General features: G+C 45.2%; 7 protein-coding genes. 2 read left to right on the top strand and 5 right to left on the bottom strand.

Going from position 1 to position 12341, the window contains the following annotated elements; all coding sequences use genetic code 11:
* Window positions 1–110: 110 nt before the first annotated feature.
* The 5 genes from murI to MICAI_RS04090 all read right to left on the bottom strand — a co-directional run bounded on the left by murI (window position 111) and on the right by MICAI_RS04090 (window position 8261).
* Window positions 111–923 (bottom strand): glutamate racemase, encoded by an 813-nt coding sequence (gene murI, locus MICAI_RS04110; protein WP_008198171.1) that lies wholly within the window; start codon window positions 921–923, stop codon window positions 111–113.
* A gap of 97 nt (window positions 924–1020) precedes the next feature.
* On the bottom strand, window positions 1021–2919 hold the full coding sequence (locus MICAI_RS04105) for an N-acetylmuramoyl-L-alanine amidase (RefSeq protein ID WP_008198169.1): 1899 nt from the start codon (window positions 2917–2919) through the stop codon (window positions 1021–1023).
* Window positions 2920–3333: 414 nt separating this feature from the next.
* Entirely contained in the window at window positions 3334–4722 is a 1389-nt protein-coding gene (locus MICAI_RS04100) for a cation:proton antiporter (protein WP_008198168.1), read from the bottom strand.
* A 116-nt stretch (window positions 4723–4838) separates the two neighbouring features.
* A complete protein-coding gene (locus tag MICAI_RS04095) occupies window positions 4839–6065 on the bottom strand; it encodes a dicarboxylate/amino acid:cation symporter (RefSeq protein ID WP_008198166.1) in 1227 nt (408 codons plus the stop codon).
* A 162-nt stretch (window positions 6066–6227) separates the two neighbouring features.
* Window positions 6228–8261, bottom strand: a complete 2034-nt coding sequence (locus MICAI_RS04090) for an elongation factor G (RefSeq protein WP_008198164.1) — start codon at window positions 8259–8261, stop codon at window positions 6228–6230.
* Window positions 8262–8641: 380 nt separating this feature from the next.
* On the opposite strand from MICAI_RS04090, the gene ychF reads away from it, so the two are divergent.
* Window positions 8642–9733 (top strand): redox-regulated ATPase YchF, encoded by a 1092-nt coding sequence (gene ychF, locus MICAI_RS04085; protein WP_039899576.1) that lies wholly within the window; start codon window positions 8642–8644, stop codon window positions 9731–9733.
* Window positions 9734–10103: 370 nt separating this feature from the next.
* Window positions 10104–12137 (top strand): N-6 DNA methylase, encoded by a 2034-nt coding sequence (locus MICAI_RS04080; protein WP_008198156.1) that lies wholly within the window; start codon window positions 10104–10106, stop codon window positions 12135–12137.
* Window positions 12138–12341 lie beyond the last annotated feature (204 nt).

Raw genomic sequence — 12341 nt, 5'->3', positions numbered from 1 at the left:
TTATTAGTGTCCGTGCTTCACCTTGACGAGAAAGGCTGTAAATAGCAGTTTCCTGCTGTCTTTTCACTGATAACTGCTCACTGATAACTGCTCACGGAAAAGGCTAAGGGTTATAAAACGGGGACGGGTAAATAAACCTTTTCTACCCTGGGAGAAAAACCTAGCCATTGACGAGATAAACGGGCAAAAGTGTCAGGATCACCGCTAACTGCGAAGTTAGTAGGTAGGGGTGTTTCGGGATTTTTTAGTCCTAATAATTCTAGCTCTTTTTCCGCCGCTCGGACAACGGCAGCGGCGGGATCTACCAAGCGCACGGAACTAGGTAAAAGAGGACGTAAAACCGGGGAAAGATGGCGATAATGGGTACAACCATAGACCAGAGTATCAATATTTTCTGCCAGTAAAGGCTGAAGATATTCCCTAGCCACTTGTGTGGTGTAGGGGTCAAAAATGCGGTTAGCCTCGATCAAAGGTACAAACTCAGGACAGGGAATTTGCCAAACTTGGGCAGTAGGATCGATTTCTTGTATAGCTTGTTTATAGGCATTACTTTTAGCCGTAGCCGGGGTAGAAATCACACCAATGCGCTTTCCTTTTTCAACGGCAGTTTTTGCCCCGGGCAAAATTACCCCCAAAATCGGTAAATCTTTAAATTCGGCCCGCACTTCTTCTAAAGCCAAGGCAGAACTGGTATTACAGGCCATAATCACCATTTTCACCTGGCGATCGCTCATCCAAGTGAGAATTTGCAGGACAAATTCGATAATTTCTCCTTTAGAACGGGTTCCGTAGGGAAGTCTAGCGGTGTCAGCGAAATAGAGAATCGATTCTTGGGGCAGTTGTTTATACAACTCCCTTAAAACGGTCAGTCCACCCACACCACTATCAAACACACCAATCGGACTAAATTGTGATTCTCTCATAGATATCGAGGAAAACGCTCATCTAAAATAGCTTTATTTGATGATATTAAAACACGGATTTTTTGATCAGTAAACTAATGCTCCAATCATTTAACCATTAACGGAGATTTCGTTGAATATATTCAATAATCCCCCCAGCGATCGCCGCCGCCATTTGTCGTTGAAAGTTGGCATTGGCTAATTTAGCAGCATCCTCAGCGCCCGTAACGTAACCCACTTCCACCAGGGTAGAGGGCATTCTCGAGGTTCTCAGCACATAGAAACGGGCCCGACGCACCCCCCGGTCGCGCATATCGACACTGCGGACAATATTGCGATGGATGGTGTCCGATAAACGGCGATCACCGAAGTAATACACCTCTATGCCATTGACATCCGGTCGTGCTTTCCCCATAGAGTTAGCGTGGATACTGACAAATAGATCGGCATCGATCCGGTTAGCCATATCCGTGCGCCCTTGCAGGGTGACAAAGAAATCGCTATCTCTAGTTAGACGCACATCGATGCCCTGTTGTTGCAGAATGCGGGTAACTTCTAGGGAAATGGGCAGAATCACGTTTTTTTCCTGAAGGCCACCAATTCCGATCGCCCCCGGATCCTTGCCACCGTGGCCAGGATCGATCACCACTAGAAAGCGGCTATTGCGTTGTTGGGGGGGATTAGGGGTGGGGTTAGAGGGGCGCAGATGCGGGTTAAATTGCCCCGTATCTGGGGGTAAAGGGACGGGAATAGTGGTGGAGTCAGGAACCTGAGAAACGGGGCTAGAATTGCGGGAGGAAAGCAATTCTAGGGCTAGGGTTTGACCGTCCGACTGATTGAGGCGACCGAATTGAAATCCTGCTGCGGTCTGTACCAAAATCAGCACCTTATTAACACTTTCCTGACGTACGCGCAATTGATAGATGGGACTAGAGCGACCAAAGCGCGGACCTCGAAAAGACTCGGCTAACTTAGCATTTTCGATGCGTAGTTCATAGACCCCATCCCGGTTAACACTGCCGTTAGCTTTTAGGGGTAAATCCGCGCGAATTAACAGGCGAGCGTTATTACCCGTCAGATCGATCGAGGAGATCGTGGCCAAACGACTGCTAGAAGGGGGATTATTGGCAGTTTTCGGGGGGGGATTATTGGGGCGAGGATTGGGATTGCTGGCCTGAGTGGGGGGAGGTGAGGAGATATTATCCACGGAACTCATGCCGCCCCTGGGCAGTAAAACCAAGCCACCAAAACGACTATAGAGAGCTTGCCAATCAGGACTATCCCTATTAACGCTTAGGGAAATCTTAGCCTGTTGATTGGCAGTTTGACTGAATTGAATATCACCGACCCCATAGCGATTGACGGGGATAGTTTGACCGGTGAGACTGCTGGGTAAAGTGGCCCCGGGTAATTCAAATTCGATTTTTTTGCCGTCCCGGCTGCGTTGACTGCGGATCGATCGATCATCACCATTTTGCTCTAAACGGACAAAAAGACCATTGCGAGTCACCTGAAAATCATCGTTGTTGTCCGTCCGACTAACTGGGGGTGGGGGAGTGGGACGGGTGGAACCGCGATCGGGGGGAGGACTGGGATCGGGGGTGACGGGTGGTTCTGTTTGCTCACTAATCGGTTGCGGTTCCGGCAGTTCCACTGTCCATTGGGTGGGCGAAATCCCGCGAATTTTTACCTGTTGAGGATCGACGGTATAGCCGGGGGCTAACTCAATCACTAAACGGGTAGTTTCCGCATCAAATTGACCGATACGGACACTTCTGACGATATTGCCAATGGGCCGGTTAATATTGGGTTGCCCTAACCTGATCCCGGGCAGATCGATCACGATCCTGGTGGGGTTAGTGATCATTTGCGCTCGCGGTTGCACTCGATTGTCGGTGGTGAACACCAGACGATTCTCATTGGTATCGAATCGCCAAAAGACGAGCTTGCCTGCCCAAGCAGGGGCCGCCACCAGCAACCAAGTTAATGCGCTTAGGAATAACCAATGAAATCTCATGATCGATGCTCCCGTTCCTCAGTTATCAATTACCTTTTTTCGGTAAAAATGGACGATTTTGTCGATTTTTTGCCATCCATAGCTCCCTTAATGCCCTGAGAATAACTATCTATAAAAACAAGCTTATGGGACGTTGAGATGGTCTGCTATGTTTCTGATCAGTTATCAGTGATCAGTTATCAGTCATCAGTTATCAGTCATCAGTTATCAGCTTCTGAAGGTAATAGGCAAGAGGCTCCAAAAAAGAATCTGGCAATTCTCCTACCTAAAAATAAGGTTAGAAACTAAGTCCATGAAAGCTTTTAGCTTAACAAATTAGGATTTAGATTCGGCCCTTGTTATCAATGAAAAGACGGCACTGTTAGTGCCACTTAACACTGCTACTGGTAACTTAACACTACCACTGGTAACTGCTCACTGCTCACTGCTCACTGATTGAGGACTGGCGGTGGGTTCTTTAAATACTAACCTTAACAGAGGCGGAGCGACAAAGGTGGTCAAGATCACCATCATAATAATGGCCGCATCGGTAGCGGGGGATAAAGCACCACTAGCGGCCCCGACTCCGGCAAAGACTAAACCCACTTCACCCCGGGGAATCATGCCAACTCCGATCGCCAAGCGATTGAGTTTTTCCTTACTGAAAACGGCTAACCCCGTCACCACTTTACCCAAAATAGCGACGACAATTAGGAAAGCGGCCAAGACTAATCCTTCTCGATTGCTGGGAATAGCGGGATTAAGCACACTTAAATCGGTTTTTGCCCCCACACAGACGAAAAATATCGGTACGAATAAATCGGCGATCGGGAACACTTGTTCTGCCAATTCCGATCGCTTTTCCGTTTCCGCTAGAACCAGGCCCGCAGCAAAGGAACCGAGAATCGCTTCTAATTGAATAACTTGGGCAATATAGGCAAGAATAAAGGCGAAAATCAGGGAAACTAAGAGCAATTGTCCCCTAGTTTTCATGCTATTAACTAATTGAACATAAAAGGGGCTTAAAAAACGACCGATCAGGATCGCCCCGACCACAAAAGCGCTAGAACTAATAACTAGATAAATTACTTTGCTAATTTGCACTTCTCCAGTCTTCACCAAAGAAGCAACGACGGCGAGAACGATAATACCGAGAATATCATCGAGAACCGCTGCCCCGATGATAATTTGACCTTCTTTCGCTGATAACTGCCCTATTTCTGCTAAAACCTTGGCGGTAATGCCGATACTGGTAGCGGTTAAAGCTGCCCCGGCAAAAATAGCGGCAATGGTGGCCAGATGAAAGATATAGATTAAACCCAAAGTACCCACCAAAAAGGGAACCGCAACCCCCACCACTGCCACAGCGGCTGCCTGTGGACCGACGCGAATTAATTCCTGCAAGTCCGACTCTAAACCGATCTCGAACAGCAGGATAATTACCCCCAATTCCGAGAGGACGGAAATCACCTCACTAGCAGCGCTAAAAACGGCGGGAGATTCCTCCGGGGTGAGGGGGGAAGTGGATTCTAGGAAGTTAATTAACAGAGAATCCTCGAATCCCGCCCCTCCTTCTGGAAAAACCAGTAATTTTAGGGCAGAAACCCCGATAATCACCCCACCGACTAATTCTCCTAACACGGGAGGCAAGTTGAATCGGACGCATATTTCCCCCCCCAGTTTACAGGCGAAATAAATAACGGTCAAACTCAGCAGCACGCAGGCTAAAACTAAGGCACTATCGGCAGTTTCGGCCGTAGCTGCCGAGGCTAACAGGGGAAGATTAAAACTCCAAGCGGAAGAAAGGAAAGGCTGTAATATCATCGCTCGCTCAAAATTACTCCCAATACTCTAACAAGCTGGCGGCCTATTCAGTTATTCCCTATTAAACTTTGCCCCTTGTCCAAATTCTACGAGGGTTCTGCCGTGGCTAGGTGAGGCTAGTTTTTTGATTCTAGGGATTTTTCCTTTTCTCCTAATTCCCAGTAATTGAGCAGGATAGCATTAACTGTATTACCGATCACATTTAACACGGTTTTAAAGCCATCGGTCAAGCGATCGACCCCTGCCACTAAAGCCACTCCCTCTAATGGTAAACCCGCCGCCGATAATACGGTAGTCATGGTAATTAATGCGCTGCCGGGGACTCCAGGGGTACTAAAAGAAACCAATAAACCACTCAATGCGATCGCTAATAACAAAGAGGGACTTAAAGGAACTCCGTAAACCTGAGCGATAAAAAGAGCATTAAATCCCTGTAAAATTGCCGAACCATCGCGTTTTAGTACCGTTCCCAAGGGAATAGCGAAACTGGCGATATCTTCGGGTAAACCGTATTCTTGAATTTCCCGCAAAACTACGGGTAAAGCGGCGTTAGAACTAGCAGTACCGAAAGCTAAGGATAAAGACTCCGATAAAGAGGCAAAAAAGCGTCGAGGTTCTCCTTTGAGGGCAAAAAGGAGCAAAACATACACCCCAATCATCAAGGTGCTGGCCAAAAACAGACCAAAAACATAGAAAAAAAGTCTCGCCACTAATTCTAACCCCTGAGTGGCGATAACCGAAGCAATCAGGGCAAATACCCCCACAGGTGCTAGATAAAGAATCACCGATAGGATTCTCTCGCTGATTAGATAAAGACTGTCTATCAACAGAATAAAAGGTTTTGCCCCCTCTTTGGCCAGTCCGATGCCGATACTAAATAAAACTCCCGTCACGATTACCTGTAAAAGATTGCCCCCGGTAAGAGCTTCTAGGGGATTAACCGGAATCAAGCTAATCAGCCAATCTCTCAAGGATACCGGTGTATTGGTGGTCATGGCGGCATTAGTGGCAAATCCCTCTAAACCTATCCCCGGTTTTAATAGCAACGCCGTCGCCATGCCGATTAACAGAGCAAGTGTACTGGTTAGCAGATAGCCAGTCATCAATCTGAGTAAATATCTACCGATCCGCGCCGCATTCTGTACCCGGGTTAATCCTAAAATAAGAGAAGAAAAAACGATCGGAACCACTACAAATTGAATTAAGCGCAGAAAAACCTGTCCCACCGGCGCAAGAATATAGTCGTCTAAGGGTAGGATTAGGGCAGGAAAAAAACCATTGAGCAGCGCACCGAAAACAATTCCTGCACCGAGGGCGACTAAGATCAGGTTAGATAAATTCATGAGGTTAAGTTGAGAATTCCGAGACTAATTTGGGGCAGTATAGCACTAGGCTAATTTTATCGAACCCTTCTGTCATTTTTTGCCAGAAAAGGGAGAGATGAGCCAATAAAAGCCCATCTCTCGGTAATTTATCGCTCTACTTTAGTGACAGCCAAGAAGACCTTACTTGTTACCATTACCCTGCATGGCTAAAACCGCATCGCGCAGTTTATCCGGCACTTCTTGCAGGTGATCCTCATCCCACCGGAAGAAACCGACACCCATAGTCAAAGAACGCAATTCAACGATCAAATCGTGCATTTCCGCTTGGGGTAGATAGGCCGTCACCTGATCCCAACCTTTCCACTCCTCAGAAGCTTCAAAACCCTGAATTTGACCGCGTTTACCACTGATTAACTGTAAAACCTTGGCGGTGTATTCTGAGGGAGCGAGAACCGTCACCGATAGAATGGGTTCTAATAAGACCGGATGACATTTAGGCAGTCCTTCCGTCATCGCTAGACGGGCCGCTTGTTTAAAAGCTTGTTCGGAACTATCGACACTGTGATAGGAACCATCGGTGAGGGTGACATCAATATCCACCACGGGGAAACCCAAAGGACCATGACCGAGATATTCCCGCACTCCCGTTTCCACCCCGGGGATATACTGTTTGGGGACGACACCACCGACAATGCTTTCATGGAAGTGGAAACCTTCCCCCCGGGCCAGGGGTTTAATATCGAGATACACATCACCAAAAGCACCGTGGCCGCCGGTTTGGTGTTTATAACGTCCGTGGGATTTGGTGCTGGTTTTGATCGTTTCCTTGTAGGGAACTTGGGGTAAATGGGTGGTCATCGGTAGATTATACTTGCGTGCTAGGCGATCGAGGGCCACTTGTAGATGAATTTCTCCCTGTCCCCAGAGAATCACTTCTTTAGTGTCGCCGTGTTGTTCCCAGTAGAGGGAGGGATCTTCTTCGATCAGTTTTGTCAAAGCTGAACTTAATTTAACTTCATCCTTGCGATTGACGGCGGCAATAGCTAGAGCAAAGACGGGTTTAAGCTGTAATCCTTTGGGAAGGTCGGGTTTTTGACTGCCGCTGCTCACCACGTCTCCGGTGCCGATTCCTTCCAAACGACCGAGAGCGACAATTTCCCCCGCTTGGGCCTGCTGTAAGGGTTGTTGTTGTTGTCCCATGAGACGATAGATACCACCAATCCGCACACCGTTTAAGGCCATGCCATCGTTAAGGGTTCCCTGCCAGATTCGCCCTAGGGAGAGGCGACCGCCCTGGGGAGTAAAATAGGTTTTGAGGATTTGTACCACTGCGTCCCCATCCGCACTGGGATCGAGACCGCGACGATTGGCGGTAATTGTCGGGGCCGGCGCTTCTTCCACTAAAGCGGTGAGGAGATGACGCACACCATAGTCCCGTTCCGCCATACCAAAGAACACGGGTACTATCTGATCGGCTCCCAGTTCTTGTTTTAAGTCTTGGAGAATTTCTTCCCGGGAGGGGTTAATATCTTCGAGGAGTTCTTCTAAAAGATGATCATCAAATTCGGCAATCGTTTCTAGCATTTCTTGTCGAGCGATCTGTTCTTCTTCCTTGAGGTGGTCGGGTAAAGGTACAGGATCGGCGGGACTGTTAGCATGGTAATGATAAGCCTGTTCGTTGATTAAATCGATAAATCCGATAGTTTCGTTGTTCTGACGGATAGGATATTGTTGGGGAACGAGGGGACGACTAGAAACGGATTTGAGAGCTTGTAGGACTTCGTTAAAGTGACTATTACAGCGATCCATCTTGTTGATGAAGATTAGATGCGGAATTTCCCAATCATCGAGGAATTTTAGCAAGGGAGCCAGGGTGAGAACTCGATCGACCACCGGTTCACAAACGATAATAGCAGCACCGGCCCCGACGAGGGCATTATAGGTTTCACTGGCAAATTCGATCGAACCGGGGCAATCGAGAAAGGTAAAATTTAGGTCTTGGTATTGACTGTGGGCAACGGAAACTTCTACACTCATCTGTCGATCCCGCGCTTGCGTGGAACTATCACCAACGGTATTGCGATCGCTGATTTTGCCTTTTCTGGTGATGGCTCCTGTTACGAAAAGTAAACTTTCCAGTAAGGAGGTTTTTCCACTGGAGTAGGGGCCGACAAGGGCCACATTACGGGTGTTTGCTCCGATACTTTGATTCATACAGATACCCCCAACAATGATTTAGTGATTAGTTGCGGCGATTGGACGATATTTACACTCGATCGCCCTTGGGAAATATACTGTCATAGCACTGAAAATTACTCTCAGGACGTATTTAGAAGTGAAAGGCCTGTCTTGCCATAATTTTGCCCAGTGCTACAGGTGTATTCTTTCCTACTCTTCACCCTAACTCAGTCTCAAGCATTACATCCCATTCTCGCAATCTCTTGTAAAATCTCGCCTACTTTTAGTTAAGGAACTTGAATAAATGTTAACTAAGCTGTTAACTATCCACCGTCTTTCTCATCAACTGGATTTACAAAAACGAGAGGCAGCCTGATATAGTGAGAGGTCGGGATGATGTTTATCAAGCAATTTTTATGTTGAAAGCTGGAATCGTGGGACTGCCAAATGTGGGAAAATCCACCCTATTTAACGCTCTGGTGGCTAATGCCAAGGCCGAGGCCGCTAATTTCCCCTTTTGTACCATCGAACCGAATGTGGGTGTGGTATCCGTCCCCGATGAACGTCTGGAGGTTTTGGCTAAAATCTCTAATTCTGAGAAAATCGTGCCGACGCGGATTGAATTTGTCGATATCGCCGGATTAGTCAAGGGTGCCAGTCGCGGGGAAGGATTGGGTAATCAATTTTTGGCTAATATCCGGGAAGTGGACGCGATCGTTCATGTGGTGCGCTGTTTTGATAATGATGATATTATTCATGTTTCTGGGTCCGTGGATCCGGCCCGGGATATCGAGGTGATTAATCTAGAGTTAGCTCTAGCGGATTTGGGACAGATGGAGAAGCGGGTGGAACGTTTACGCAAACAGGCGAAAAATAGCAAGGAAGCCGCCGAAGAATTGGCTATCCTTGAAAAAATCCTAATTTGTCTTAATGACGGTATTTCGGCGCGAAAAGTGGATTTAAGCAAAGAGGAAGAAGAATTAATTAAAAATCTCGGTTTATTGAGTCGTAAACCGATTATTTATGCCGCTAATGTGAGCGAAGATGATCTGGCCACGGGTAATGATTGGGTAGAAAGTGTCCGTCAAATTGCCCAACAGGAACAGGCCAAAGTTGTGATCGTTTCTGCTCAAGTAGAATCGGAATTAGTGGAATTGTCGGAGGAAGAAAGAAAAGATTTTCTCGGTTCTTTAGGAGTAGAAGAAGGGGGATTAAAATCTTTAATTAAAGCTACCTACGAGTTATTAGGACTGCGTACCTATCTCACCACTGGACCCCAAGAAACCCGCGCATGGACGATTATTGCCGGTATGAAAGCACCCCAGGCAGCCGGAGTTATTCACTCGGATTTTGAACGGGGTTTTATTCGTGCGGAAACTGTGTCTTATCAGGATTTAGTTAATAGTGGCACGATGAGCGCAGCCAAAGAAAAAGGTTTAGTCAGAAGTGAAGGCAAGGAATACATTGTTCAAGAGGGTGATGTTTTACTATTCCGTTTTAATGTATAGCTAAAAATAAATCAGGTGAGTGCCACCCACCTGATCAAAAGGCTAAACAATTTTACCAAAATAACAGGAGAGCATGACTGAATTTATTCAGTCTTCCTCAATGTTTTGATATAATCCCTCAAGATTTCTGCCCTAAACAATCTCTCAGCTTTTTTTACTCACTTTGGTTAACATTAAACTGAATTTTTTATCTCTTGACATACTCTAATTTATATTCCATAATTAGGTATAGGGGCAAGTTCTTGTTTAATCAAGATGGCGATGATCTCTGTCCACTAAAAGACTGGTTTGCTAGGAATGCAGTCAAGGCTAAAAATAGTCTATCTATTCAACAACCCGCAAGGGGAAACGGTCAAATCAAGCGCAGTAAATGAAAGAGCAAGGATTGTTATTTTCCGAAGATAGCCTGTTACCTGAAAAACTCCCGCAAATTCAGGAATTACGACCTTCTAACAATCTTTCAGCAGTTTTTGAAGAGTGCCATAATTATATTTACGCCAACGAAGGAATGCTCAAAGACAAGATTTTTCACGAGATGGTTAAACTAATCATCATCAAACTTCATGACGAAAAATCTGCCAAGCAATCTGTAAATTTTGGCGTTACAGCAAGTGAATATAAAGCCATCGTAGCAAATAAGTCCGATGAATTTATGTCGCGTCTCAGTCAATTATTTACCTCAATCAAGAATCATTATCGGGGATTTTTCACCGATGACACATTCAAGTTAAAACCTTTGACTCTTGCTTATATTGTAGGCAGGTTACAGTACATTAATTTAACTAAAACATCTGGCGATATAAAAGGGGAAGCCTTTCAGACTTTTGTAAATAGACACCAGCGTGGAGATAGGGGAGAATTTTTTACCCCTCACCCAATTGTCCGCCTTGCGGTTGAAATGATAGACCCCAAACCAAACGAAAAAATTATAGATCCTGCTTGCGGAAGTGGTGGTTTTTTAATTCAAGCAATCAACCATGTTCGACAAAATAACCCAGAGTTCGATATAGCAAGTTTTGTGCAAGAAAGTATTACAGGAATTGAATTTAATCCTGATGTCGCCCTTTCGGGAATGATTCGTTTAGTTTTTGAAGGTGGCACAGGTTCAGAAATTATCTGCACTAATGCGCTTATCGAAGATGAAAAACTAAATAATTCTTTTGATGTTATCTTGACAAATCCTCCTTTCGGAAATAAAGGCAAAGTAGAAGACCAGAAAATTCTTCAATCATATATTCTTGCCCGGAAATGGCATAAATCAGCGTCCAATGGTTGGGAAGTTTCCCCAACCGTTTTAGCGGGTCAGTCGCCCGATATTTTATTTATTGAGAAATCTATAAAATTATTGCGGGCAGGTGGACGCATGGCGATTATTCTGCCCGATGGTTTATTACAAAATATCTCTAATGGACCGATTCGCCATTGGTTGCGCTCCCAAACAAAAATATTAGGTGTTGTTTCCATACCGCCGGAAGCCTTTGTACCCTACGGCACTGGAATCAAGACATCACTTTTGGTGGTTCAAAAATTACCAGCAAACAATGATTCTTGTTTTATGGCACAAATCAAAAAAATAGGCTATGACGTTAAAGGACAAACAATATATAAGCGCAACAAGTCGGGAGTTATAGCCCGAAAAAAATCAGGTTTGCCAATAGTTGACGATGATATAGATGATATTTCTCAATCTTTTAGGTCATTTATCAATGGCGAATTTGCACAAAACAGCGATTGTATTTATACAGTTAAGAATACCCTGCTCAATTCGAGACTGGATGCCGAACATTATTTACCCAATGACCAAAAATTATTAGAACATCTGAAATCTATTGGAGCGAAACCTTTAGGTGAAATTGCCGATATTTTGAGAGCTGCGGCTGATTTTCGTTTAGCTAGGGACAGTGAAATTAGATATATCGCTATTTCCGATGTTGATTATCGTACAATGCAAGTTGTTTCCCAACAAATAATTAAGGCACACGAGGCCCCATCTCGCGCAACTTATAGATTGTACAAAGGCGATATTATTACAGCAATTTCAGGAGCAAGTACAGGAACACCACGCCAAGCAACAGCCCTAATCACGGAAGATGAAGACGGAGCAATTTGCTCAAATGGATTTTCAGTATTAAGAAATATTCAGGGAGTCGAGCCTTTGTTTTTATTAGTATATATGCGAACAGACTTTTTTTTGCGTCAGATTAAAAGGTACATGACAGGTCATGCCATTCCTACTATTTTAGGGGATGATTTGTCTAAAGTTTTAGTGCCTATTCCACCCCAATCTGAACAGCAGAGAATAGCAAAAAGTATGACCGAAATTCAAGCAATTAGAAAAGAAGCGTTAAAGGCAAGTGAGAATGTTGTTAACGAAATGAGTCTTCTACTTGGCCAATTTGAGTAAGGCAAAAAGCAGGTTAAGCTTAGAAAAAGTCTTAATACTAAATCCGGTTATTAAAAACTGATTATCTATTCCCCCTTTTGCCTGTCCTGATATGTAGCCTATACTCAACGGATTTAGTATGAGTCGCTAGTCGAGGAGAAAAATGTAAAGAATTATTAAATTGTAGCTTTTGATACATTTGTGGGGGGGGGGGGGAATGTGTAT

This window comes from Microcystis sp. T1-4 (assembly GCF_000297435.1).
Lineage (GTDB): Bacteria > Cyanobacteriota > Cyanobacteriia > Cyanobacteriales > Microcystaceae > Microcystis.
Note: the sequence above shows the minus strand (reverse complement) of the source record. Positions and strands in the feature narration are given on the sequence as shown.

Coding starts and splice junctions, on each gene's coding strand:
- ychF (WP_039899576.1), top strand. CDS start 8,642: ATGTTGAAAGCTGGAATCGTGGGACTGCCAAATGTGGGAAAATCCACC.
- murI (WP_008198171.1), bottom strand. CDS start 923: ATGAGAGAATCACAATTTAGTCCGATTGGTGTGTTTGATAGTGGTGTG.
- MICAI_RS04105 (WP_008198169.1), bottom strand. CDS start 2,919: ATGAGATTTCATTGGTTATTCCTAAGCGCATTAACTTGGTTGCTGGTG.
- MICAI_RS04090 (WP_008198164.1), bottom strand. CDS start 8,261: ATGAATCAAAGTATCGGAGCAAACACCCGTAATGTGGCCCTTGTCGGC.
- MICAI_RS04100 (WP_008198168.1), bottom strand. CDS start 4,722: ATGATATTACAGCCTTTCCTTTCTTCCGCTTGGAGTTTTAATCTTCCC.
- MICAI_RS04095 (WP_008198166.1), bottom strand. CDS start 6,065: ATGAATTTATCTAACCTGATCTTAGTCGCCCTCGGTGCAGGAATTGTT.
- MICAI_RS04080 (WP_008198156.1), top strand. CDS start 10,104: ATGAAAGAGCAAGGATTGTTATTTTCCGAAGATAGCCTGTTACCTGAA.